Origin of the sequence: Oceaniovalibus guishaninsula JLT2003 (assembly GCF_000299575.1) — a bacterium.
Lineage (GTDB): Bacteria > Pseudomonadota > Alphaproteobacteria > Rhodobacterales > Rhodobacteraceae > Palleronia > Palleronia guishaninsula.
Genome location: NZ_AMGO01000068.1, coordinates 143,879 through 167,396, shown reverse-complemented (window position 1 = coordinate 167,396; position 23,518 = coordinate 143,879). Strand labels below are relative to the sequence as shown.

General features: G+C 68.4%; 22 protein-coding genes. 9 read left to right on the top strand and 13 right to left on the bottom strand.

All coding sequences use genetic code 11. From position 1 onward, the window contains the following. Position 1: 1 nt before the first annotated feature. The 3 genes from OCGS_RS14265 to mtnA form a co-directional block, all read right to left on the bottom strand. Positions 2-427, bottom strand: a complete 426-nt coding sequence (locus OCGS_RS14265) for a DUF6691 family protein (protein ID WP_040611096.1) — start codon at positions 425-427, stop codon at positions 2-4. After that, positions 427-864: a YeeE/YedE family protein gene (locus tag OCGS_RS14260; RefSeq protein WP_007427960.1), complete on the bottom strand. Its 438-nt coding sequence runs from the start codon at positions 862-864 to the stop codon at positions 427-429. The genes OCGS_RS14265 and OCGS_RS14260 overlap by 1 nt, the downstream gene beginning before the upstream one ends. A 90-nt stretch (positions 865-954) precedes the next feature. Beyond that, positions 955-2,046, bottom strand: coding sequence for an S-methyl-5-thioribose-1-phosphate isomerase (gene mtnA / locus OCGS_RS14255; RefSeq protein WP_007427959.1), 1,092 nt, complete (start codon positions 2,044-2,046; stop codon positions 955-957). Positions 2,047-2,126: 80 nt separating this feature from the next. Here mtnA and OCGS_RS14250 point away from each other — a divergent pair, with 80 nt between their 5' ends. Genes OCGS_RS14250 through OCGS_RS14240 form a run of 3 tightly spaced genes read left to right on the top strand, consistent with a single transcriptional unit; the run spans position 2,127 to position 5,169 of the window. After that, the gene (locus tag OCGS_RS14250) at positions 2,127-3,065 is read left to right on the top strand and encodes a transketolase (protein WP_007427958.1); all 939 of its coding nucleotides are present in this window, start codon (positions 2,127-2,129) and stop codon (positions 3,063-3,065) included. Beyond that, positions 3,065-4,069 carry a transketolase family protein gene (locus OCGS_RS14245; RefSeq protein ID WP_007427957.1) on the top strand — a complete coding sequence of 335 codons (1,005 nt, stop codon included), beginning with the start codon at positions 3,065-3,067 and terminating at the stop codon, positions 4,067-4,069. Before OCGS_RS14250 ends, OCGS_RS14245 begins: the two co-directional genes overlap by 1 nt. Further along, on the top strand, positions 4,066-5,169 hold the full coding sequence (locus tag OCGS_RS14240; RefSeq protein ID WP_007427956.1) for a RuBisCO large subunit C-terminal-like domain-containing protein: 1,104 nt from the start codon (positions 4,066-4,068) through the stop codon (positions 5,167-5,169). Before OCGS_RS14245 ends, OCGS_RS14240 begins: the two co-directional genes overlap by 4 nt. 13 nt (positions 5,170-5,182) lie before the next feature. Here OCGS_RS14240 and OCGS_RS14235 read toward each other — a convergent pair whose 3' ends face one another. From OCGS_RS14235 to OCGS_RS14190, 10 genes are all read right to left on the bottom strand, one after another. Beyond that, the gene (locus tag OCGS_RS14235; RefSeq protein ID WP_040611119.1) at positions 5,183-6,079 is read right to left on the bottom strand and encodes an ABC transporter permease; all 897 of its coding nucleotides are present in this window, start codon (positions 6,077-6,079) and stop codon (positions 5,183-5,185) included. Then, positions 6,076-7,071, bottom strand: coding sequence for an ABC transporter permease (locus tag OCGS_RS14230; RefSeq protein ID WP_007427954.1), 996 nt, complete (start codon positions 7,069-7,071; stop codon positions 6,076-6,078). Before OCGS_RS14230 ends, OCGS_RS14235 begins: the two co-directional genes overlap by 4 nt. Then, entirely contained in the window at positions 7,068-8,591 is a 1,524-nt protein-coding gene (locus tag OCGS_RS14225) for an ABC transporter ATP-binding protein (protein ID WP_007427953.1), read from the bottom strand. Before OCGS_RS14225 ends, OCGS_RS14230 begins: the two co-directional genes overlap by 4 nt. A gap of 3 nt (positions 8,592-8,594) precedes the next feature. Further along, the gene (locus tag OCGS_RS14220) at positions 8,595-9,608 is read right to left on the bottom strand and encodes a BMP family ABC transporter substrate-binding protein (protein ID WP_007427952.1); all 1,014 of its coding nucleotides are present in this window, start codon (positions 9,606-9,608) and stop codon (positions 8,595-8,597) included. A 61-nt stretch (positions 9,609-9,669) separates the two neighbouring features. Further along, entirely contained in the window at positions 9,670-10,503 is an 834-nt protein-coding gene (locus OCGS_RS14215; protein WP_007427951.1) for a purine-nucleoside phosphorylase, read from the bottom strand. A 16-nt stretch (positions 10,504-10,519) separates the two neighbouring features. Then, positions 10,520-11,599: an ornithine cyclodeaminase gene (locus OCGS_RS14210; RefSeq protein WP_007427950.1), complete on the bottom strand. Its 1,080-nt coding sequence runs from the start codon at positions 11,597-11,599 to the stop codon at positions 10,520-10,522. An 8-nt stretch (positions 11,600-11,607) separates the two neighbouring features. Next, entirely contained in the window at positions 11,608-12,534 is a 927-nt protein-coding gene (rocF, locus tag OCGS_RS14205) for an arginase (RefSeq protein ID WP_007427949.1), read from the bottom strand. Beyond that, positions 12,531-12,884, bottom strand: a complete 354-nt coding sequence (locus OCGS_RS14200; RefSeq protein WP_007427948.1) for a RidA family protein — start codon at positions 12,882-12,884, stop codon at positions 12,531-12,533. Before OCGS_RS14200 ends, rocF begins: the two co-directional genes overlap by 4 nt. Positions 12,885-13,012: 128 nt before the next feature. Continuing rightward, a complete protein-coding gene (locus tag OCGS_RS14195) occupies positions 13,013-14,800 on the bottom strand; it encodes a thiamine pyrophosphate-requiring protein (protein WP_007427947.1) in 1,788 nt (595 codons plus the stop codon). 234 nt (positions 14,801-15,034) lie between these two features. Next, positions 15,035-15,586: a hypothetical protein gene (locus tag OCGS_RS14190; protein ID WP_007427946.1), complete on the bottom strand. Its 552-nt coding sequence runs from the start codon at positions 15,584-15,586 to the stop codon at positions 15,035-15,037. Between the two features lie 175 nt (positions 15,587-15,761). On the opposite strand from OCGS_RS14190, the gene OCGS_RS14185 reads away from it, so the two are divergent. The 6 genes from OCGS_RS14185 (at position 15,762) to OCGS_RS14160 (ending at position 23,518) form a co-directional block, all read left to right on the top strand. Then, complete coding sequence (locus OCGS_RS14185) at positions 15,762-16,523, top strand: dienelactone hydrolase family protein (RefSeq protein WP_007427945.1); 762 nt, start codon at positions 15,762-15,764, stop codon at positions 16,521-16,523. Positions 16,524-16,758: 235 nt separating this feature from the next. Then, positions 16,759-18,507 (top strand): LVIVD repeat-containing protein, encoded by a 1,749-nt coding sequence (locus OCGS_RS14180; protein ID WP_007427944.1) that lies wholly within the window; start codon positions 16,759-16,761, stop codon positions 18,505-18,507. Between the two features lie 113 nt (positions 18,508-18,620). After that, positions 18,621-19,790, top strand: coding sequence for an acyl-CoA dehydrogenase family protein (locus OCGS_RS14175; protein WP_007427943.1), 1,170 nt, complete (start codon positions 18,621-18,623; stop codon positions 19,788-19,790). After that, positions 19,787-20,200: a PaaI family thioesterase gene (locus OCGS_RS14170; RefSeq protein ID WP_007427942.1), complete on the top strand. Its 414-nt coding sequence runs from the start codon at positions 19,787-19,789 to the stop codon at positions 20,198-20,200. Before OCGS_RS14175 ends, OCGS_RS14170 begins: the two co-directional genes overlap by 4 nt. A gap of 158 nt (positions 20,201-20,358) precedes the next feature. Then, entirely contained in the window at positions 20,359-21,492 is a 1,134-nt protein-coding gene (locus tag OCGS_RS14165) for a TAXI family TRAP transporter solute-binding subunit (RefSeq protein WP_007427941.1), read from the top strand. A gap of 73 nt (positions 21,493-21,565) precedes the next feature. Then, the gene (locus OCGS_RS14160; RefSeq protein WP_007427940.1) at positions 21,566-23,518 is read left to right on the top strand and encodes a TRAP transporter permease; all 1,953 of its coding nucleotides are present in this window, start codon (positions 21,566-21,568) and stop codon (positions 23,516-23,518) included.

Sequence of the window (23,518 nt, the reverse complement as noted above, 5' to 3'; positions counted from 1 at the left end):
GTCACGGCAAGGTCGGCCGTCTTGTCCGTGTCAGGCGGCCCAGCCCGATGCCCGCCAGCATCGCGGGAACGAAGACCAGCGTTCCGGGCGCGGCCAGCGGCAGCGCCGTCCAGGCGGGGCCGGGGCAGAAGCCGCCGATGCCCCAGCCGATGCCGAACAAGGCCGCGCCGCCCAGAAGCCCGGCGTCGATGGACCGCGCGGCAGGCAGATCGAAGCGGTCCAGCAGAACTGGCCGGTCCCTGCGCCAGGCCAGCCGATAGCCGATGAACGCCGTCAGCACCGCGCCGCCCATCACGAAGGCCAGACTGGGATCCCACGCGCCCGCGATGTCGAGAAAGTTCAGCACCTTGGCCGGATCCGCCATGCCCGACAGGATCAGGCCCGTGCCGAAGACCAGACCCGACAGGAAGCCGAAGACGGTCCGCATCACGCCGCCCCCGTCCCGTGCCGCAGCACGAAGACGGTCGCCGCCGCGAAGGCCATGAACGTCGCCACCGCCGCCAGCGACCGGGGCGACAGCCGCGCCAGCCCGCAGACGCCGTGCCCCGAGGTGCAGCCCGATCCCAGTGCCGTGCCGATGCCGACAAGCAGCCCGGCCAGCGCCATGCCCGCAAGGTTGTCGCCGACCGTCTGCTGCGGCAGGCTGCCCGTCGCCACAATCCATGCCAGCGGCGCCGCCAGAAGGCCACCGATGAAGGCGATCCGCCAGCCGCGATCGGGCCCCGCGACGGACCCGGCGGTGATGCCGACGATCCCCGCGATCCGGCCGAACAGCGCCATGACCATGACGGCGGACAGCCCGATCAGCACGCCGCCCGCCAGCGCGGCCCAGGGGGTGAAGTCGGTCGGGATGACGGGTGGCATGGCGGCTCCTTCGGGCGGGCGGTGCGGGTCACATCCGAAATCCGCCGAAGGGCGCCCCCTGTCAATCCGGCAAGGCCGCGCGATCCGCGATCAGGCCGCGCCGCGCGCCGGGAAAAGCCCCGCCAGCCCTTCGGCCGACGCGTCGCACAGCCCGCGTTCGGTGATCAGCCCGGTGACGAGCCGCGCCGGCGTCACGTCGAAGGCGGGATTGCCCGCCGGGGTGCCTTCGGGGGTGACGCGCACGCGGCCGAGCGTGCCGTCGTCCAGCGCGCCCTGCACATGCGTCACCTCGCGCGGGTCGCGATCCTCGATCGGGATGTCGCGCAGCCCGTCCGTCATCGTCCAGTCGATCGTCGAGGACGGCAGCGCGACATAGAACGGCACATCGTTGTCCCCCGCCGCCAGCGCCTTGAGATAGGTGCCGATCTTGTTGCAGACATCGCCCCGCGCGGTCGTGCGGTCGGTGCCGGTGATGACCATGTCCACCAGCCCCTTCTGCATCAGGTGCCCGCCGGCATTGTCGGTGACGAAGGTATGCGGGATGCCGTGCGCGCCCAGTTCCCAGGCGGTCAGCGCGCCCTGGCTGCGCGGCCGCGTCTCGTCCACCCAGACATGCAGGGGGATGCCCGCATCGGCGGCCTGATACATCGGGCTGGTGGCGGTGCCCCAATCCACCGTGGCGATCCAGCCCGCGTTGCAATGGGTCAGAAGGCGAACGGGTTCGCCCCTGGGCTTGCGGGCGGCGATGCGGCGGATCAGGTTCAGCCCGTGCACGCCGATCAGGCGGTTGCATTCCACGTCGTCGTCGGCGATCCGGCGCGCCAGCGTCAGCGCGGCATCCGCCCGGTCGCCCGCTGGCAGCGGGGCCACGGCCGCGCGGCAACGGTCCAGCGCCCATGCGAGGTTGATCGCCGTGGGGCGGGTGGCGTTCAGCACGGCGCAGGCTTCCGACAGGGCCGCATCGGACGGATCGCGCGCCATCTGCCTTGCCACGCCATAGGCGGCGGTGGCGCCGATCAGCGGCGCGCCGCGCACCCACATGTTGCGGATCGCCGTGGCGAAATCGTCCAGCGTCTCGATCCGGGCGATGCGGAAATCGTGGGGCAGCCATCGCTGGTCGATGATCCGCACCGCGCCGTCTTCGTCCCAGATCGAGCGGAAGGGCTTGCCGTCAACCTTCATGCGGTGTCCTTTGTCGTCAGATCACGCCATCGTCTGCCCCAGACGTAACGGACGCAAGACTCGATCCGCAAGGAACCACGATGACCGCATGGCAGAACGAAAGAACGGTCGAGGACGTGGCCCACGGCATTCGCCGCCGCGTGTTCGAGCATACGATCCGCAACAACGGCGGCTATCTCAGCCAGGCCTGTTCGGCGGCCGAGCAGTTGGCATGGCTCTATCACGACGAATTGCGGTTGGGGCCGCCGACGCTGCCGATGATCCCCGAACCCTTCGGCGGCGTGCCGTCGGCGGACAATGCCGGTTATCGGACCGGCGCGGGCTATAACGGCCCGGCGGCGCCGCAATACGACCGGCTGTTCATCGCGCCCGCGCATTACGCGCTGGTCGCCTATGCGACGCTGATCGAGACCGGGCGCATGGCCCCCGAGGGGCTGGAGATGTTCAACCGCGACGGTTCCAGCGTCGAGATGATCGGCGCGGAACATTCGCCGGGCATGGAGGTGCACAACGGCACGCTGGGCATCGGCCTTTCGACCGCCGCCGGCCTGGCCTGGGGCCGCGCGCGGCGCGGCGACACGGGCCGCACCTGGGTGTTCATGTCGGACGGCGAGGTGCAGGAAGGCCAGACATGGGAAGCGATCCAGGCCGCCGCCCATCACCGCATCGACAGCCTTTACGCCATCATGGACGTGAACGACCAGCAATGCGACGGCGCCATGTCCAGCGTCATGGACGTGCGCGACATCAAGGCCAAGATCGAGGCGTTCGGCGGCGTGGCCGTCTGGATCGACGGGCACGACCCGGACGCCATGCGCCGCGCCGTGGCCATCCCGCACGAAGGCAGACCACTGATCCTTCTGGCGCGCACCGACCCCGCGCGGGGGATGCCGCCGCTGATGGCCCGCTTTCCGCGCCTGCATTACGTGCGCTTCAAGTCCGCCGAGGAACGCGCGCGGATGAACCGCGAGATCGCCGAGGCGCTGGGAACGGACCCCGTTTCGCTGGAGGATGCCTGATGCCCGAAATGGTCAACCGCCCCTACGAGGCCGCGTTCGAGGCGCATGCGCTGGCCAACCCCGACGTGCTGTGCCTGTCGGCGGATCTCACCTCGTCGTGCGAGATCGACCGCTTCCGCGACAACCATCCCGATCGTTTCCTCAGCCTCGGCATGGCCGAGCAGAACATGCTCAGCTTCGCGGGCGGTCTGGGGCTGGCGGGGTTCCGGCCGTTCCTGCACACGTTCGGCGTCTTTCTCTACCGGCGTCCCTACGATCAGCTTGTGGCGTCCATCGCCTATCCCCGCCGCAAGGTCCGGCTGATGGGGTTTCTGCCGGGCGTGACCACCCCTGGCGGCATGACGCATCAGGCGATCGAGGACATATCGGTCATGCGGTCGATCCCCAACATGACGGTGCTGGAAACCGGCGACGCGACCGAGGTGGAAAGTATCTGCGCCGCCGCCGACAGCATCGACGGGCCGGTCTATGCGCGCGTGCTGCGCGGATCGGTGCCGCGCCTGTTCGACACGCCCATCGAGGTGGGAAAGATGCGCGAGCTTGCCCATGGCGGCGACGTTCTGGTCGTGACCGCCGGCATCGCGACCGAAGAAGCCATGCGCGCCCGTGCCGCGCTGGACCGGGCCGGGCTGTCGGTGCGGCACCTGCATCTGAACACGATCAAGCCCTTCGACGCGGCGGCTCTTCTCGACCATATCGGATCGGTCCGGCACGGCGTCGTCACGCTGGAAAACCATGTGACCGAGGGCGGGATCGGATCGCTGGTGGCCGAGACGATGGCCGATGCCGGGATCGGCAAGCGGCTGGTGCGGCTGGGGCTGCGCGACACCTATGCGCATGGCGGATCGCGCGCCTATCTGATGCGGTATTACGGACTGGACGCGCTGGCGCTGGTGCGCGGGATCGAGGGGCTGGTCGGAGAGGAGTTCGGCATCGCCGAGCGGGATCTGGACGCCGCGCGCATCGACGCCGTGCATTCCGACGTCAAGGCCGAGGCGCTTTGACCGACCGCTTCGCCGTCACCTATCGCATCCTGGCCGGAACCGAGCCCGAGGCGCGGGCGCGGGCCGAGGCCATCGCGCTGGAACAGACGGTCGAGATCCCGCGCGACGCGGTGCCGCCCGGCTTTGTCGAGGATACGATCCTCGGCCGGGTCGAGGATGTGGCGCCCGAGGACGGCGCCTTCGTCGCGCGCATCAGCTACAGCCTTGAGAGCTGCGGCGAGGAGCTGCCGCAGCTTTTGAACGTCATCTTCGGCAATTCGTCGATCCAGAAGGGGCTGAAGGTGACGGCGCTGGATCTGGGCCCGCTGGCACGCGCCCATCCGGGGGCGAATTTCGGCATGGAGGGGCTGCGCGATCTGACGGGCGCGCGCGGCCCGCTGATCGTGCCGGTGCTCAAGCCGCAGGGATCGACGCCCGAACGGCTGGCCGGGATCGCGGAGCTTTGCGCGCGGGGCGGCGCGCATATCGTCAAGGAAGACCACGGCCTGACCGATCAGCCCTGCGCCCCCTTCCGCGACCGGGTGCGGCGCATCGCCGATGCCGTGGCCCGCGCCAATGCGGCGAGGGGGGGCCGGACGCTCTATTTCCCCAACATCGCCGGCCATCCCGAGGATCTGGAGGCGCTGGCGGATTTCGCCGAAGATGCGGGTGTGGACGGGTTTCTGGCGATGCCGGGGCTGTTCGGCTTCGGGCTTGTGCGGCGGCTGGCACGACGAAAGCGGCCGCTGCCGGTGATGACGCATCCCAGCTTTCTGGGGCCTTACGTCCTGTCGTCCGATACCGGGTTCAGCCACGCGATGATGTTCGGCACATTGCAGCGGCTGGCCGGGGCCGACATTTCGGTGTTTCCCAATGTCGGCGGGCGTTTCGGGTTCTCGGCGGCGGAATGCGCCGACATCGCGTTGGCCTGCCGCGCGCCCGAAGGGATCGGCCGGCCGATCCTGCCCGGTCCCGGCGGCGGCATGACCCTGGACCGGGCCGACGAGATGCGCGCGATGTATGGCGACGACGCGGCCTTCCTGCTGGGGGGCAGCCTGCTGCGCGAAGGGGACCGCATGGGCGATGCCATAGCCCGTCTGCGCGCCCGGCTTGAAAAGTGACGCCGCCCGGCCGTCAGGTCCGCACCCGGAAGGCCGCCCGGCGCAGCGCCACGGCCATCACCGCGATCGCCAGACCGTAGGGCAGGGCCTCGGTCAGTTGCTGCGGCAAGCCGAAGACCTGCGCGCGCACGGCCAGCGCGTCGATCAGGCCGAAAAACAGCGCGGCGGGCAGGATCCAGACGGGGCGCCCGGCGCACATCATCACGATGACCACCGCGATCCAGCCGCGCCCCGCGCTCATCCCTTCGGTGAAAAGCGAAACGTTCGAGATCGACAATTGCGCCCCCGCCAGGGCGCAAAGCGCGCCGCTGCCCAGAACCGCGACCGTGCGGATCCGTTCGGGCGCCACGCCCAACGTCCGCAAGGCCGCGGGATTGTCGCCGGCCGCCCGCATGCGCAGCCCCAGACGGTGCCGCGTCAGGCCCCAGGCCAGCAGCGGCACCAGCGCCAGCGCCGCCCAGAACAGCACCGATTGCCCCGACAGCAGCGGACCGAGGCTCGCAACCGCGTCGATGCCCGGCAGCGCGATGCGCGGCAGGGTGGCGATGGCCGGATCGTCGAACTGGCCGCGCTGGTCGAAGATGGCGCGCAGCAGAAACGCCGTCAGCCCGGCGGCCAGGATGTTCAGCCCGATCGACACGACGATGTCGTCGCCGCCCCGGCGCACCCCCACCCAGGCATAGAGCGCCCCCGCCGCCAGCCCCGAAGCCACGGCCGCGCCGAGGCCGCCCAGCCAGTGCGCGGTGAAATAGCTGCCCACCACCGCGAAGAACGCGCCGATCAGCATCATTCCCTCCAGCGCGATGTTGAACACCCCCGCCCGGTGGCACAGCGCACCGCCGAGGGACGCCAGCAGCAGCGGCGTGACGAAGCGCGGGACGGATTCGAAGAACGTGGCGTCCCAGATCATCGGCCGCGCCCCGGCATCGGCGACCGGCCCGACCCCGCCAGCCACAGGATCGCCAGCGCGATGACGATCTGCGCGGATTCGCGCGGAATGCCGGCCACGCGTTCCATTCCGCCGGCCCCGGTCGCCAGCACCGCGAAGATCAGCGCCGCGACGGGGACGCGCCACGGCACCATTCCGGCCAGAAGCACCGCGACGATCCCCGTCCAGGCATAGAGCGGCTGGGTCAGCATCCCGTCCACATAGCGCTGCGCGAAGCCGAAGACCGCGGTGAACCCGGTCAGCCCGGCAATGGCCCCGCTGAGAAACAGCGCCTGATAGCCCAACCGCCGCGTCGGCATACCCTGCGCGCGGGCAAAATCCGGCGCCAGCCCCTGCATCCGCAGACGATAGCCGAAGACGGTGTAGCGGTCGGCAAGGATCGCCAGCAGCGCCACGGCGACCGTCAGGAAGATGCCGTAATCCAAAATCGTGCCGTCGAAGCGCGGCAGCCGCGCCGCGCCGTCGATACGGTGGGTCTGCGCGCTGCCCGAAGCCACGTCGCGCAGGGGATGCGAGGCCAGCCAGGATGCGAACTGCACCGCCGGATAGTTCAGCAGCAGCGATCCGACCAGCAGCGGCACCCTCAGCCCCCGGTCGAGCCACAGCGCCAGCATCCCCCAAAGCCCGCCCGCGACCGTCGCCGCCAGCAGCGCGGCGGATGCGACGGCCCAGCCGGGCAGCGGCGCGTATATGCCGACCAGCGCCGCCGCCAGCGCCCCCAGCACCAACTGCCCCTCGCCGCCCAGATTGATCAGGCCGGCCCGGAACGCCACCAGCACGGCGATGGCCATTCCCAGCAGGATCGACGCGCGCGACAGCGTGGACCACAGATTGAACAGGTTGCGCCCCCCGAACGCCCCGTCCAGAAACCCCAGGGCGACGGCGCGCAGGCCGGGCACCAGCGCGATCAGCGCGAGGGCCGCAAGCGGCACGATCCAGCCCCGGCGCGTCACGCGGCCCCCGCCATCGCCCGGCCGACGCGGGCGATGTCCAGATCGGCCCGGTCGAGAAGCGCCTGCATTCGGCCATCGTGAAGCACCGCCAGACGGTCCGACAGGGCGAAAAGCTCGTCCAGCTCGGAGCTGACGAATACCACCGCCGCGCCCGACCGCGCGGCCTCGAGAAGACGGTCTTGGATGAAGCGGATCGCGCCGATATCGACGCCCCAGCAGGGATTGTGCGCCACGATCAGCCGCGGTTGCCCGGCCAGTTCGCGGGCGACGACGATCTTCTGCTTGTTGCCGCCCGACAGGTCCGCGGCGCGTTGCGCGGGGCCGGTGGCGCGGATGTCGTAGCGCGCGATCAGGTCGCGTCCGAACGCGGCCACGGCGGTCAGCCGCCGGAACGGGCCGCGCGCGAAAGGCGGCTGCGCCTCGCGTCCGGCGACGGCGTTCTCGGCCAGGCTGGCATCGACGGCCAGTCCGGCGCGCATCCGGTCCTCGGCCATATAGGCCAGACCCGCCGCACGCCGCGCGGCCACATCCGCGCGGGTGATGTCGATGCCGTCCATCGCGATCTGGCCGCTTGCCGCCGGGCGCAGACCCACCAGCGTTTCGACCAGCGGCCCCTGCCCGCTGCCGGCCACGCCGGCGATGCCCAGGATCTCGCCGGGCCGCAGGTCCAGATCGACGGGGCCGACCGGCCGCTCGCCCGCGCGGGGCGCGCAATGCAGATCGCGCAGCGCCAGCCGCACGCCCGCCCCGGCATGGTTGCGCTTGGCGACCGGGGCGATGTCGTGCCCGACCATCAGGCGGGCGATTTCCGCCGCCGACGTGTCCGCCACCGCGCGGTCGGCCACCACCGCGCCGCCGCGCATGACCACCACGCGGTCGGCATGGGCCGTCACCTCGGGCAGCTTATGGGTGATGACGACGACCGCGCGCCCTTCGTCGGCCAGCCCGCGCAGCATGGCGAACAGCGCGCCGGCCTCCTGCGGGGTCAGCACGGCGGTCGGTTCGTCCAGGATCACGACGCGGGCCTGACGGTACAGCAGCTTGACGATCTCGATCTGCTGGCGCGTGGCGACGGGCAGATCGCGCACGCGGACATCCAGCGGCAGGGCAAAGCCGAACCGCGCCATCACCGCCGCCACTTCGCCCGCCCGCGCCGCAAGCTCGATGCGCCCCAGCCGCCCCGGACCCTCGGCGCCGACGATCACGTTTTCCAGAACGGTAAGGTCGTCGAACAGCATGAAATGCTGATGCACCATGCCGAAGCCGTGGGCGATGGCGTCGGCCGCATCGGCGAAGAACCCCGTGCCCGCATCATGGTCGAGCCGCCCGGCCTCCGCACGCAGCAGGCCGAAAAGCACATTCATCAGCGTCGTCTTGCCCGCGCCGTTCTCGCCCACCAGCGCCAGAACCTCGCCCGGAATCAGGTCGAGCGAAACGTCGCGCAGCGCATGGGTGTCGCCGAACCGCTTGTCGATGCCGCGCAGGCGGCAGACCGCCCCCGGCAGGCCGTCACCCGGCAAGGGTCAGTCCGCGGCCATCGGATCGGCGACCGTCAGGCTGCCGTCCACGATCTGCGCCGCCAGATCGCGCACCTGCGCCACGATCTCGGGCCTGTCGGCGACCAGACAGCCGCTTTCGGCCAGTTCCGCGTCGGGCAGCAGCGAAATCGCGCCCATGCCGCCCTCGGCCAGACCGTAGGTGGCGACGAACGACCGCTCGCCCGCGAGGATGCGGTCGATGGATGTCCCGATCACCTCGTCCACCCGCTTGAGTGTGCCGTCGAGGATGCGGCCGGGCGCCGCTGGACAATGGTTCACATCCACCGTCGTGACGGTGAAGCCCTGTTCCTGCGCCGCCTCGAACACGCCGAAATCGCCGCCCGCCGTGGCCGAGAAGATCACGTCGGCCCCGCCCGCGGCCAGCGCCAGCGCCTGTTCCTTGGCGCGCACCGGATCGGCGAAGGGGTTCTGGCCGCCGACCCATCGCACCTCGGACTGCGTGTCGGGGGCGACGTGGCGGGCCCCGGCCGCGAAGGCGTCGGTATAGCGGTGCAGGAACGGGATATCTATGGCCGAGACCACGGCGACCTTGTCCGCCTGCGATGCAAGCCCCGCCACGGCCCCCATCAGAAAGGCGGATTCGTGTTCACGAAAGACGGCGCAGCTGATGTTGTCGGGCCGGTCGTCCCAGATGCACTGATCGACGATCAGGAACTGGGTGTCGGGATAGAGCGGCGCGATGTCGCGCAGGATGTCCGAAAACTCGAACCCCAGCACCACCACGATGTCGGCCCCGTCATTGGCCGCGGCGCTGACGTTTTCCAGACGCGATTGCGGCGTGTCGCTTTCGATGACGACCGCGCCGGCGTCATGGGCATCGGCGGCGGCGCGGATCCCGGCCTCGCCCATCTGAAGGAAGGGGTTCAGGCCGATAGGATCGGGCGAGACGTAATAGAACGTCCGGTCCTGCGCGAAGGCGCCGGCAACGCCCAGCCCCGCCGTCAGCGTGGCGGCGGCGATGCATCGGTCAAGTATCATCGAACAACTCCGGTCCTGCTGGCGGTGCGGCCCGTCCGCCATACGGCGGCAAAGCCTAGGGTCACAGATCGCCGCTGTCCAGCATCCGCGCGATCAGCGTGCCGATGGTGCCGGCGATGGCTTCGGTGGCGGCGACGATCTGCTCGACGGTGTCGGGCTGCTGGTCCGGCCCGCCGGTCGCGGCATTGGCGATGGCCGACAGTCCCAGCACGCGCATCCCCGCATGGTTCGCGGCCACCACCTCCAGTACGGTGGACATGCCCACCGCGTCGCCGCCGACAAGGCGCATGAACCGCCGCTCGGCGCTGGTTTCCAGCGCGGGGCCGTGACAGCCCGCATAGACGCCCGTCCGAAGGTCGATCCCCAATGCTCGCGCGGCCCCTTGCACGGCGCGCAGCAGGTCCGGGTCATAGGCGCGGCTGAGATCGGGAAAGCGCAGCCCGAGTGCCGGATCGTTCGGACCGGCCAGCGGGTTCAGCCCCGTCAGGTTGATGTGATCCGCGATGGCCATGAGCGCGGGGACGGGAAAGGCGGGGTTCAGGCCCCCGGCGGCGTTCGTGACCACCAGCGTTTCGCATCCCAAGGCACGCAGGACATAGACGGGCAGCACGATGTCGTCGGGATGCCAGCCCTCATAGGCATGCAGGCGTCCGCTGAGCCCGGCGACGGGCCGCCCGCGCAGATGGCCCAGCAGCAATTCCCCCGCATGGCCCGGCGCGGTCGAGACGGGAAAATCCGCGATCTCGCCATAGGGGATCCGCGCCGCGGTCTCGATTTCGTTCAGGAACGGCGCAAGGCCGGTGCCGGCGACGAGGCCCAGCACGGGCCGGGCATCCGTCCGGGCGCGGATGCTGTCGGTCGCGCGTTGCAGGCGGCGGGGAAAATCGGGGCGCATGACGTCCTTTCGCCGGTCAGGATTTGCCGTTGCCGGGGCGGGCGCGTTCCAGCATCCCGAAAAGGTCGCGCGCGTCGTCGGGATCGGCGATGATGTCGAGGCATTCGTAATCGCCGGTATCGTCCAGCCGGTCGCGGACATAGCGCAGCGCCGAGAAATCCTCGATCGCGAAACCCACGCCGTCGAAAAGGGTGATCTGCCGGTCGGACGTGCGGCCCGGTGCCGCGCCGGTCAGCACCTGCCACATCTCGGTCACGGGAAAATCGTCGGGCATCTGCTGGATCTCGCCCTCGATCCGGGTCTGGGGCGTGTACTCGACGAAGACGTCGGACCGGGCCAGGATGTCGCGGTGCAGCTCGGTCTTGCCGGGACAGTCGCCGCCGATGGCGTTGATATGCACGCCGCTGCCGACCATGTTGTCGGTCAGGATCGTCGCATATTGCTTGTCGGCCGTGCAGGTGGTGACGATCTGCGCGCCCTCGATGGCCTGTTCGGCGGTCTTGCAGGGCGTCAGGACGAAACCGCGGTCGCGCAGGTTGGCGACGGTCTTTTCCGTGGCGCGGGCGTCGATGTCGTAAAGGCGCAGTTCCTCGATGCCGCAGACCTTGCGCATGGCCAGCGCCTGAAATTCGGACTGCGCGCCGTTGCCGATCATCGCCATCGTCCGCGATCCTTTCGGCGCAAGGTGGCGGGCCACCATCGCGCTGGTCGCCGCGGTGCGCAAAGCGGTCAGCATCGTCATTTCCGACAACAGCACCGGATAGCCGGTATCGACGCGCGCCAGCAGGCCGAAGGCGGTGACGGTCTGCAATCCCTCGCGCGTGTTCTTGGGATGGCCGTTGACGTATTTGAAGCCATAGACCTCGCCGTCCGAGGTGGGCATCAGTTCGATCACGCCCACGGCCGAATGGCTGGCGACGCGCGGGGTCTTGTCAAAAAGGGGCCAGCGGCGGAAATCGTCCTCGATATAGCGGACAAGATCGGCCAGCATCGTCTCGACGCCGATACGGTGGATCAGCTTCATCATGTTCGCGACGCTGACGAAGCGGATGAAGGCCAGGTCGGACGGGGCGGGCGCGGGCCTGAAGTCGGACATGGGCGGTCTCACGAATGGCTGTGCGTCGGGCGGTCGAAGACGCTGCGCCCGAACAGCGACGCCGCAAGATCGACCATCAGCGACGCGGTGCGCCCGCGATCGTCGAGAAACGGGTTCAGTTCGACCAAATCCAGCGACGTGACGAGGCCGCTGTCATGCAGCATCTCCATCGTCAGATGCGCCTCGCGGAAGGTGGCGCCGCCCGGAACGGTGGTGCCGACGGCGGGCGCGATGGACGGGTCGAGGAAATCCACGTCGAGCGAGACGTGCAGCATGCCGCCGGCGCGTTCGACCCGGCCCAGAAACTCGGCCAGCGGCGCCGCGATGCCGCGTTCGTCGATCTGGCGCATGTCGATGGCGGTCATGCCGCGCGCGGTAATCGCCTCGCGTTCGGGGCGATCGACGGAACGCAAGCCGATGAAGCAGACGTTTTCGGGCGGGACCGTCGCCGCCGGGGGCGGAAAGCCGTCGAAACCGGGCTGCCCGGTGACATAGGCGATGGGCGTGCCGTGCAGGTTGCCCGATGTCGTCGTGTGCGGCGTGTTGATGTCGGGATGCGCGTCCAGCCACAAAACGAAAAGCGGGCGGTCCAGCGTGGCGGCATGGGCCGCGACGCCGGCCACGCTGCCCAGCGACAGCGCATGGTCGCCGCCCATGAAGACCGGAAAGCCCGCTTTCATCGCGTCGCCTGCGGCGTCGGTCAGCATCCGCGTCCAGGCGATGGTTTCCTCGCGGGCGTGAATCCGGCCCGCCGGCGCGTCGGCCACCCATACGGGACCGTCGAGATTGCCGCGATCCTCGACCTGCCAGCCCAGTTCGGCCAGCGTTTCGGCGATGCCGGCGGTGCGATAGGCGTCCGGCCCCATGACGCAGCCCCGCCGCCGCTTGCCGCAATCCATGCCGGCGCCGACCAGGATGCAGGTGCGCGCGGTCATCGCGCCGCTTCCGCGACGGCCGCGGTGACGATGACCTCGACCAGCAGGTCGGGCCTGGCCAGCCGCGCCTCGCCGCAGGCGCGGGCGGGCGCATGGTCTTCGGGCACCCAGGCGTCCCAGACGGCGTTCATCGCCTCGAAATCGCCCATATCGGCAAGCCAGACGATGGCTTGCAGGATGTGCGCCTTCGACGATCCGGCCTCGTCCAGCAGCGCCTCGACACGGGCGAGGCAGTCCTTCGTCTGCGCCGTCACGTCCGCGCCGCTGCCGACCTGTCCGCACAGATAGACGTTGCCGTTGTGCCTGACGATCCGGCTCATGCGGGGCCCCGTGTGATGGCGTTCGATCATCGTCTCTCCCTGAATGGCACGATTGCGGGGCGCATCGTCGCGCCTTGCGTGCCGCAACCCTATGCGTCCATCGGGGCAGGGCGCAACGGGCGAAGCCGTGTCGGCGGCAAGGGGCAGGCGGACGCCCCTCAGCCCTTGCCCGGCAGCATCCCGGCAAGAACCTGACGGGCCGAACCGCGGATCATCCGGCGTTCCTCGGGATCGCCCTTGATCACGGCCTTCATGTAATTGACGGCCTGACCGACCTCGATATGCGGGGGCAGGGGCGGCACTTCGGGGTCTGTCCTGACCTCCAGCACGACCGGACCCGGATGGGCCAGCGCCTCGTCCCAGGCGGGGCCCAGCCTTTCGGGATCGTCCACGAAGATGCCCTTGAGGCCGATCAGCTCGGCGAACTTGTGATAGGGAACGTTGGGCAGGGTCTGGCTGGCGGCGAATTTCGGATTGCCTTCCATCACGCGCTGCTCCCATGTCACCTCGTTCAGATCCTGGTTGTTGAAGACGCAGACGACGAAATGGGGGTTCGACCAGTCCTTCCAGTATTTCGCGGCGGTGATCAGCTCGGCCATGTTGTTCATCTGCATGGCCCCGTCGCCCACAAGGGCCACAACGGGACGGTCGGGATGCGCGAACTTCGCCGCGATGGCATAGGGAACGGCCGCCCCCATCGACGCCAGCCCCCCCGAAAGCGAGCACATCATCCCGTCGCGGATCCTGAAATCCCGCGCATACCAGTTGGCGCACGATCCGCTGTCCGAGGTGACGACGACATCGGCGGGCAGGCGCGGCGACATCTCCCAGACGACGCGCTGCGGGTTCACGGGGTGCGCGGGGACCATCGCGCGTTCTTCCAGCAGCGCCCACCACGCCTCGAGTTTGGCGGCGATGGTGTCGCGCCAGGCCGTATCGGTCTTCTGTTCGATCAGCGGCAGCAGCGCGCGCAGCGTTTCGGCGGCGTCGCCGCAAAGGTTCACTTCCATCGGATAGCGCAGCGACAGCATGTCGGGCTTGAGGTCGATCTGCACGCCGCGCGCCTGTCCTTCCTCGGGCAGGAACTCGGACCAGGGGAAGCCGCAGCCGATCATCAGCAGCGTGTCGCAATCGCGCATCATGTCCGAACTGGGCTGCGTGCCCAGCAGCCCGATGCAGCCCGTGACCCACGGCAGATCGTCGGCCAGAAGCGACTTGCCCAGCAGCGCCTTGGCCGCGCCGGCCTGAAGCCTGTCGGCGACCGCGACGACCTCGTCCCGCGCGCCAAGCGCACCCGCGCCCACCAGCAGCGCGACCTTCCGACCCTCGTTCAGCACCTTCGCCGCGCGTTGCAGGTCGGCGTCATGGGGGATCGTCCGCGGAACGGAATAGCCGATGCCCGAATGCTGCATCCCGTGGGCATGGGTCGGGGACCGATACTGCATATCCTGCAAGTCGGCGGGAAGGATCAGCGCCGTGACCGCCCGTTCGCCCACCGCGGTGCGGATCGCCCGGTCCACCAGATGCCGGACCTGCTGCGGCACGGCCGCCTGTTGGACGAAGGACGACGCCACATCCTTGAACAGCGCGGTCAGGTCGATTTCCTGCTGATCGTGCGATCCCAGCGCGGTGCGCGGATGCTGGCCGGCGATGGCCAGAACCGGCATATGATCGGCCTTGGCATCGTAAAGCCCCGTCACCAGATGCGCGGCGCCCGGCCCCGACGTGGCCAGGCAGACGCCCAGCTCGCCTTTGAACTTGGCATAGGCGGACGCCATGAAGGCGGCCATTTCCTCGTGCCGGACCTGAACGAACCTGATCCGCCCGTCGGCACGGTCCAGCGCGCCGATCACTCCGTTGATGCCGTCGCCGGGATAGCCGAAGATGACCTCGACGCCCCATGCCGCAAGCCTTTCGACCACGAAGTCGCTGACGGTGTCGCTCATGACGTGCCTCCATCGGGTGCCGGACCGGACCGGACGCTGCCGGTCTTCGCAGAACGGACCCGCCTCGGTCCGGTTCCGGGCGCGGGCGCGTCCGCGGATCGCCGATGAATCCTGCTGTCATGCGGGCGGTGGCGCTTTTGAAACGGCCCTGCAGCCGACGATCCCTCCGCCCGGCCAGGGTGGCGGCTGACTTACCGACGCGTCAGCACTCCTGCAATCCGGTTTCCCGCCCCGCTACGGCGCCACTTCCACGGCGGCGGGCGGAACGGTGATGCCAGCGTAATCCGGGTAGGCATCGGCGAAGATCGCCTGCTGTTCGGGGCTGGAGATATCGACCATATACCATTGGCCCGCATCGGGGATGGCGATGAAGGTGGCTGTCTGTCTCATCCGCATGGTCGCGTCGGATGCGGGATCCCTGACCTCGATGACGGATTCGCTGGGAACCAGCGCATAATCGGCGCCCGCCTCCGTCGTTTTCCAGTCGATGCCGTCACCGCCGAAATCCACCTCTGAAAACGTCACGGTATCGCCCGCCGCCTCGATCTGGGCACGGGTGACTTCCAGCAGCCGGTCCCGGTCCAGGCCGGACTGCTCGGCCATCCGGTCCAGCATGGTGGGCGGAAGCACTTCCATGGTGACGGCCATGTCGCCGGCTTCCAGCGCCTGCGTCATCCTGGCCAGCATGGTATCCAGCGCCGCCTGGTCGGCCGCGTCCTGCGCCGATGCGGGCGCGATTGCCAGGGCGAGGCAGAAAGCGAGCGTCTTCGTTCCGAGGGCATTCATGTCTGTTCCGATCCGTTGGGTTTCAGGCGGATCCTAGCACAAGAGACGGTCAGGTCGAACCGGTGACCATTGCAAGCCGATAAGGCTTGCCTGCGGATTGGATCGGCTGAACGCCTCGCCGCGTGGGCCGTTTGCCCTAGCTCCTCCCATGGCCACACAAATCAGGAGACCCGACATGGCATTGCCCGTCATCGCCCGTATCGCCCCCCTCGCCGGCCTGCTCGCCACGCCCGTGGCCGCCGAGATCGTCGCCGAGCCGCATAGCTATGACATTGGCGGCGCGACCTACGAAGGTTATGTCGCCCGCAACACCGCGCTGGAGGAATCGCGCGGTACGGTGGTGATCGTGCACGACTGGGACGGGCTGACCGATTACGAGCGTCGCCGTGCCGAGATGCTGGCCGAACTGGGCTATACGGCCTTCGCGATCGACATGTTCGGTGCCGGCCGCCGCCCGCAGAGCGTCGAGGAGAACCGCCAGTTCACGAGCGAGCTTTACGCCGACCGCGACGCCTATCGCGAGCGTCTTCTGGGCGCGATGACCGAGGCCGGGTCCATCCCCGGCGCTACCGAGAACCGCGTTCTCATCGGCTATTGCTTCGGCGGGTCCGCAGTGCTGGAAGCCGCGCGGGCCGGTGCCGATATGGACGGCTTTGCCGCCTTCCACCCCGGACTCGGCACGGCCGGGGGGCAGGACTGGTCCGCCACCCCGGCCCCCATCGTGTTCTTCCACGGCACGGCCGATCCCGTCGCCAGCCCCGTGGCCCTGGTCGAGACGTTGACCGAACTCGAGCAGGCCGGAATCGAACACAGCGCCAACATCTATGGCGGCGCGCGCCATGCCTTCACGGTATTCGGCTCGGAAGATTACGATCTGGACGCCGACCTGGCATCGTGGGCCGGCCTGACCGAGTTTCTGGAAATGCGGCTGCGCTGATCCGATCCCAGCGCCAAGGCACCGCGCGGCGCGCGATACCGCCCGCGGTGCCGCCGCAATCGACGGAACGGCCGCCCGGTGACGGGACACGGCAGGTATCCGTCATCTTGTCAGCCGGTTGCGGAGATTTCCCGTTGTGAGCCTGCGGGCCGGTATCTAGGCTTCGGCATGACCGGCAGCGTCGGTCGCGTATCCCGCGCCGCGCTGTCGGCGGTCTGTCGAACGGAGCCTCTTCATGTCCGTCAATTCCCACATCCGAGGGCCGCTGATCCTGACGGCGCTGCTGTGTTCTGCGGCGCCTGTCGTGGCGGCCGACGGGGGCGGGGCCGGTACGATCGACATCCGCGATCCCGTGCTTCAACGCTGGTTCGACGCGACCCCTCACAATCCGCCCGAAGCGCCCGAACCGGGTGTGGATTACGGCATGATCGGCGAGGGCGGCGCCTTCGTCGCCCCCGTCGCCACGCCGCTGGTCGAGGATGCCCCCGGCTTTCCGGGCCAGCTCGACGGTTGGGACCAAAACGCCTATGCCCGGAATGTCGAGGTGCTGGCGTTCTATCCGACGGTCACATCGCCCTGGCACGCCTGGGCGAATGTCGTCGACATGGACGGCAAGCGGTATCTCTATGCCCATGACCGCGACTATATCCGTGTGCTGGACGTCACGGATCCGGCCAACGCGGTCGAGGTCTATAGCGATGGCGGCGTCTGGGGACCCGACGGATCGAGCGAGGATTTCGACAGCCGCAACGTCACCGATTATTTCGGCGGGATGACAATCGCCTGGCACGAAGGGCTGCAAAAGAACGTGCTTGTCGCGTCTTACGAAGTCGGCCGTTTCGGCGTCATGGGGCGCAAGACCGAAGATCCCGAAGGCGTCGATCTGGTGCGCAACTATCCGTCGCTGAAAGGTTTCCGCGTCTATACGATGGACGGCCCGACACCCGACGACTGGACGCTGATCGCCGAGCGGACGACCGACCGTGCGAACCCTGACGCGCCCATCGGGCAGCAGCAGGGATCGGGCTCGCTCGACGCGCCGGCCTGGACGGGGGGGCGATACATGGTGCTGTCCGCCGCGCCCGACGACAGCTTCGCCCTGACCGAATATCCCGATTACCTGCATTCGCCGGGGTTCCAGATCTGGGACATGTCCGATCCCGCCGATCCGCAATTCGTCAGCCAGCTTGCGGTGCCCGGACAGGACATCGACGATCCGGAGGATGTCGCGGCCTATCTGGACAACCCGCGCGCCGGGAACCGGACGTCGTGGATGGGGTCGCGCAACCCGCTTGCCCTGCCGACCCCGATCGAGGATGGCGGAAGGATCGGCTTCGGCGGCATGGGTGGCCTGGGGTTCTGGACGTTCGATGTCAGCGACCCGGCCGATCCCGCCCCCCTCGGCAACCTTCAGGTCGAGCCGAGCTTTGCCGGCACCGAGTTCGACAATGTCGATCTCAGCCAGTTCGAGCGGACGGGGCATGTGTTCTCGAACGGCTACCCGATGAATTCCAACTGTTACGAGCCCTACAAGGACATCTATTCGATCGATGTCAGCGATCCGGCGAACCCGGTGATCGCGGCCACGTTTCCGCGACCGACCCCCCCGGCGGAAGCGGGGTTCACCGATTATTGCCAGCGGCGCGGCAGCTTCGGTCCCAAGCGGGCGGGACGGGGCGATCAGCCGGGATACGGGCGCGACGGCATCGTCGTCTATGCGTTCTACAACGCGGGCATCCAGATCTTCGATGTCGAAGATCCGGCGAACCCGAAGATCGCGGGCTATTACGTGCCCCGTTTCCCCACACCCGACGAAGTGCCGGACTGGGTGAACGACAACGCGGTCTTCGCGGTGTTCACCGAATACGACCGCAATATCATCTGGGCTTTCGCCATCGACGGTGTCTATGCTCTGACTTCGCCCCTGCTCGGAGAGCCGATGACCGGTCTGCCCCGAACGCCCTGGCCGCCGCGTGGCGAATGACGGGCGTGTGAACCGGGACGGGGGGACTGGCGGGGATCCCGGCACCTTTCCGGGCGACGGGCCGGGGGTGCGGCGGGCGATTGCAGTCTTGCGACGGGAAGTCAGGGGGGAAGATGGCCAAGGGTGTCGAGCCGGACGTGTTCGGGCAACTGGTGCAGACGGTGGACAGGTTCGTGCGCGAGCGTCTGATTCCCGCCGAAAGGCAGGTCGAGGACGAGGCGGAAATACCCGAAGCCATCGTCGCCGAAATGAAGCGGATGGGGCTTTTCGGCCTTTCGACGCCTGAAGAATACGGCGGCATTGGCGTGTCGGCGACGCAGGAGGCCGAACTGGTCGAGACGCTGTGCTATGCGTCGCTGACGTTCCGGTCGCTGATCGGGACGAATGTCGGCATCGGCAGCCAGGGCATCGTCATGGACGGCACCGACGCGCAGAAGGACAGGTGGCTGCCCGGCATCGCCAGCGGCGAAACCATCGCGTCGTTCGCATTGACCGAACCCGATCACGGATCGGATGCGGGCGGCATCCGCACGTCGGCGCGGGCAGACGGGGACGATTTCGTCATCAACGGGACGAAGCGCTATATCACCAACGCGGTGCGCGCGGGCGTCTTCACCGTCTTCGCGCGAACCGACCCCGACAAGGCCGGCGCGGACGGCGTGACCGCCTTCATCGTGCCCGCGGACACGCCCGGCATCACCGTCGCCGGACCCGACCGCAAGATGGGCCAGCGCGGGACCAAGACATCGGACGTGATCCTCGACGATGTGCGCGTTCCCGCCAGTGCGATCATCGGCGGCCGCGACCGGCTGAACCTCGGCTTTCGCACGGCGATGAAGGCGCTCGACCGGGGGCGGATCCATGTGGCCGCGATGGCGGTGGGGCAGGGACAGCGGATGCTGGACATCGCCACCGATTACGCGCTGGAGCGCAGGCAGTTCGGCAAGCCCATCGGCGAGCATCAGCTTGTCCAGGGTCTGCTGGCCGACAGCCAGGCCGAGCTTCAGGCGATGCGCGCGCTGGTGCGGCGCACGGCCGAAACCTTCGACCGCGAGGGCAAGGCGATCCTCGAGGCATCCTGCGCCAAGTATTTCTGCACCGAGGCCGTGGGGCGCATCGCCGACCGCGCGTTGCAGGTGCATGGCGGGGCGGGATACATGGCCGAATACGATATCGAGCGGTTCTACCGCGACGTGCGGCTTTTGCGGATCTACGAGGGCACCAGCCAGATCCAGCAGATCGTGATCGCGCGCCAGACGCTCGGGCAAAGGGCGGCGCGGTGAAGCAGGGCCGCAGCCTGGACCAGATGCCCGACCAGTCGTCCTTCGCCCGGCTGGCCGGGATCGAGGTGGTGTCGGTGACGGCCGACGAGGTCGTCTGCCGGATGCCGGTCACGCCCGAGCTGGCCAATCGGAACGGGGCGCTGCATGGCGGCGCGATCATGACGCTGGCCGACAGCGCGGCCGGCAGCGCGGCCTTCATCCTGCTGCCGCCCGAGCGGTCGAACACCACCGTCGAGGCCAAGACGAACTTCATCCGGGGCGTGAAGATGGGCGATACCGTCACCGCGCGGTGCATACCGATCCATGCCGGACGGCAGACGATGGTGTTCCAGATCACGATGACCCGCGACGACGGCAAGGTCGTGGCGGTTACGACGCAGACCCATCTGGCGATCGACTGGGCCGGTTGAGCGGGATCGGACGCGGCCGGGCGTTCGCGCGACAAAATACTTGCAACGCGGCCCCCGCTGACCGACCGTCGAGCGACGAGAAGCAGTCGGCATCCGAGGATCCTATTCCCAAGGGGCGGGTCGGGGGAAACGACGCCAACGAGCCTTGGGAGGGGACCATGAAGAAACTTGCCGTTTTCGGTGCCGCATCGGTATTGGCTTGCACCGGCCTTGCCGCATGGGCGCAGTCCGCGCCCGACCTGCCCGACACGATGGTCTGGACGGCCTACGATGTCGGCTCGGCGGGTTATGCCGAAGCGTCGGCCATCGCGGATGCGTTCGGACGCGAATACGGAACCCGCGTGCGGATTCAGCCGTCGGGGTCCGGGATCGGGCGGCTTCAGCCGCTGTTGCAGGGCCGGGCCGATTACGCCTTTCTCGCGACCGAGGCGTTCTTTCTGGGCGAGGGGGCCTATGACTTCGCCACCCCCGAATGGGGCCCCACGCAACTGCGCGCGGTCGCGGGCCGGCCCGCGGGCATCACGCTGATCGCCGCCGGCGATGCGGGCATCGCGACGGTCGAGGACGCGCGCGGCAAGCGCATCGCCTTCGTCGCGGGCAATCCGTCGGTCAATGTGAAGTGCGAGGCGATCCTGGCCTTCGGCGGCCTGACCTTGGACGATGTCGAGGTGATCACCTTCCCGACCTATGCCGCGGCCATGTCGTCGATGACCCGCAACGAGGCCGATGCGACCTGCACCACGCCGACCACCAGCCAGCTTTACGAGCTGGCCGAAAGTCCGCGCGGCATCGCCTATGCGCCGCTGGAACCCGGCAACGATGCCGGGTGGGACCAGCTTCTGACCGTCCTGCCGATCATGAGTCCCTCGGACGAGGATGTGGCCGCCGGTCTGCCCGAGGGTGAAACCGCCAAGATGGCCGCCTATCGCTATCCCGTCATCACCACGACCGCCGACAAACCGGCCGACGAGGTCTATGCCTTCATCAAGGCGCTGGACGAAACCTTCGACCTTTACAAGGACGGCACGGCGACCATGTCGCGCTGGTCGCTGGACAGGTCGGGCAAGCCCGCGATCGACATTCCGTTCCACGAAGGCGCCATCCGCTATCTGACGGAAAAGGGCATCTGGACCGACGAGGATCAGGCCTGGAACGACCGCCGCCAGGCCCGCATGGACGCTCTCGTCGCCGCATGGGACGAGTTTCGCGCCGAGAATGCGGAAATGGACGAGGCGGCCTTTTCCGAAGCGTGGATGAACCGGCGGAACGAGGTCGTCGCATCGCTGGACTGACGCTTCGCCGTGTCGCATCCGGCGCGCGCCCGCCGCGCGCCGGAAGGTTCCTTGGCGCCAGCAAGGCGGTCGGATGACTGACGATACCCCCCGAGACGACATCCCGGCCCGGCCCGCCGATCCCGAACCGGGCAGGCGGACGGGCGCTGCATGGTCGCGGTGGCTGATCCTCGGGCTGGGGGGCATCGGGATCCTTCTGGCGGTCAACCAGCAGTTCCTGCTGAACGTCGCCGGGTTTCAGCCGCTGGGGAACGCGTATCTCTATTACCTGATCGGCATCTTTCTGGCGGTCGCGTTCCTGAACCTGCCCATCGCGCAGGGCCTCGGCCGGCGATGGGGGTGGGTCGATCCGATCCTGGCGGCGGCCGCGCTGGTCAGCGGCGGCTGGCTGGGGCTGCACGGGCTGGAAATCATCAATCGCGGCTGGGAATACGACGCGCCGCTGACGGCCGACATCATGGCGACGATCCTGATCGTTCTGACGCTGGAAGGCGTGCGCCGCGCGGGCGGGACGATCCTGCTGGTCACGGCGCTTCTGTTCGGCACCTTCCCGCTTTATGCGGGCCATATGCCGGGCTTTTTATGGGGGACGCAGTTTTCCTGGCTCGAAACGATCCGCGCGCATGTGCTGGGCGTCGAAAGCATCATCGGCATCCCGATGCAGGTCGTGGCCGATCTGGTCATCGGCTTCGTGATCTTCGGATCCGTCCTCGTCATCACCAGGGGCAGCGACTTCTTCATGGAACTGGCTTCGGCCCTGCTCGGTCACAGCCGGGGCGGACCGGCCAAGGTGGCGGTTCTGGGTTCGGGGATCTTGGGATCGCTCTCGGGATCGGTGATCTCGAACATCCTGACATCGGGGCCGTTCTCGATCCCGACGATGAAGCGGGTGGGCTATTCGGCGAAATATGCCGCCGCGATCGAAAGCTGCGCCTCGACAGGGGCGACGCTGATGCCGCCGGTCATGGGCACGGTGGCCTTCGTCATGGCCTCGTTCCTCGGGGTGCAGTATTCCGCCATCGTCGTCGCGGCGGTGATCCCCGCGCTGCTTTTCTATGTCGCGCTGCTGTTCCAGGTGGACATGTATGCCGCGCGCAAGGGGCTGGAAGGCCTGCCGCGCGCCGAACTTCCGAAGATCGGTCCGGTGCTGCTGAAGGGCTGGCCCTATCTTCTGAGCCTGGCGGTCCTGATCTATGTCCTGATGGTCCTGCGGATGGAAGCGCGGTCGCCCTATTACGCGTCGGCGGTGATGATCGTGGCCACGTCCTTCCGCAAGGAAACCCGGCTGACGCCGCGCCGCGCGCGCGCGCTGCTGCTCGATGCGTCGTCGAACATCGCCAGCCTGGTCGCGGTGCTGGCCGGCATCGGGCTGGTCGTGGGCGGCCTGTCCTATACCGGCGTCGCCGGAGCCTTCTCGCGCGAGCTTCTGCTTTATGCGGGCGGCAACACGGCGCTGATGCTGATTGCCGGGGCGATCACCAGCTTCGTGCTGGGCATGGGGATGACCGTCACGGCCTGCTATATCTTCCTGTCGATCCTGCTTGCCCCGGCGCTGGTGCAGGCGGGCCTTCACCCGATCGCAAGCCATCTGTTCATCCTCTATTGGGGGATGCTGTCCTATATCACGCCCCCCGTCGCCCTGGCCGCGATCACCGCCGCGAACGTCGCGGGATCGAAGCCGATGGAAACGGGATTTCAGGCCATGCGGCTGGGGCTGCCGCTGTTCGTGCTGCCCTTCATCTTCGTCTACGATCCGGCGCTGATCATGGTCGGAAGCGGCTTCGAGATCGTCAAGCGCATCCTCGTGACGCTGGTGGCGCTCTGGGCGATCACGTCGGCGTTCGAGGCGTGGGTTTACAGGGTCGGGCGGATCGGCGCGGTCAGCCGTCTTTCGTTCGGCATCGGCGGCATCCTGATCATCGTGCCCGAACCGGCAACCTCGATCGGCGGCGCGGCCGTGCTGCTGGCGGTGATCGGCTATAACCTGTTCCGCCAGCGCCGCAAGCTGTCCCCGACCGGAGGCTGA

What these genes read in the sequence shown, in the direction of transcription:
- OCGS_RS14160 (WP_007427940.1), top strand. Translation starts at nt 21,566, where the DNA reads ATGACTGACGATACCCCCCGAGACGACATCCCGGCCCGGCCCGCCGAT.
- OCGS_RS14250 (WP_007427958.1), top strand. Translation starts at nt 2,127, where the DNA reads ATGACCGCATGGCAGAACGAAAGAACGGTCGAGGACGTGGCCCACGGC.
- OCGS_RS14165 (WP_007427941.1), top strand. Translation starts at nt 20,359, where the DNA reads ATGAAGAAACTTGCCGTTTTCGGTGCCGCATCGGTATTGGCTTGCACC.
- OCGS_RS14185 (WP_007427945.1), top strand. Translation starts at nt 15,762, where the DNA reads ATGGCATTGCCCGTCATCGCCCGTATCGCCCCCCTCGCCGGCCTGCTC.
- OCGS_RS14215 (WP_007427951.1), bottom strand. Translation starts at nt 10,503, where the DNA reads ATGCGCCCCGATTTTCCCCGCCGCCTGCAACGCGCGACCGACAGCATC.
- OCGS_RS14190 (WP_007427946.1), bottom strand. Translation starts at nt 15,586, where the DNA reads ATGAATGCCCTCGGAACGAAGACGCTCGCTTTCTGCCTCGCCCTGGCA.
- OCGS_RS14200 (WP_007427948.1), bottom strand. Translation starts at nt 12,884, where the DNA reads ATGATCGAACGCCATCACACGGGGCCCCGCATGAGCCGGATCGTCAGG.
- OCGS_RS14265 (WP_040611096.1), bottom strand. Translation starts at nt 427, where the DNA reads ATGCGGACCGTCTTCGGCTTCCTGTCGGGTCTGGTCTTCGGCACGGGC.
- OCGS_RS14260 (WP_007427960.1), bottom strand. Translation starts at nt 864, where the DNA reads ATGCCACCCGTCATCCCGACCGACTTCACCCCCTGGGCCGCGCTGGCG.
- OCGS_RS14195 (WP_007427947.1), bottom strand. Translation starts at nt 14,800, where the DNA reads ATGAGCGACACCGTCAGCGACTTCGTGGTCGAAAGGCTTGCGGCATGG.
- OCGS_RS14220 (WP_007427952.1), bottom strand. Translation starts at nt 9,608, where the DNA reads ATGATACTTGACCGATGCATCGCCGCCGCCACGCTGACGGCGGGGCTG.
- OCGS_RS14235 (WP_040611119.1), bottom strand. Translation starts at nt 6,079, where the DNA reads ATGATCTGGGACGCCACGTTCTTCGAATCCGTCCCGCGCTTCGTCACG.
- OCGS_RS14245 (WP_007427957.1), top strand. Translation starts at nt 3,065, where the DNA reads ATGCCCGAAATGGTCAACCGCCCCTACGAGGCCGCGTTCGAGGCGCAT.
- OCGS_RS14210 (WP_007427950.1), bottom strand. Translation starts at nt 11,599, where the DNA reads ATGTCCGACTTCAGGCCCGCGCCCGCCCCGTCCGACCTGGCCTTCATC.
- rocF (WP_007427949.1), bottom strand. Translation starts at nt 12,534, where the DNA reads ATGACCGCGCGCACCTGCATCCTGGTCGGCGCCGGCATGGATTGCGGC.
- OCGS_RS14175 (WP_007427943.1), top strand. Translation starts at nt 18,621, where the DNA reads ATGGCCAAGGGTGTCGAGCCGGACGTGTTCGGGCAACTGGTGCAGACG.
- OCGS_RS14180 (WP_007427944.1), top strand. Translation starts at nt 16,759, where the DNA reads ATGTCCGTCAATTCCCACATCCGAGGGCCGCTGATCCTGACGGCGCTG.
- mtnA (WP_007427959.1), bottom strand. Translation starts at nt 2,046, where the DNA reads ATGAAGGTTGACGGCAAGCCCTTCCGCTCGATCTGGGACGAAGACGGC.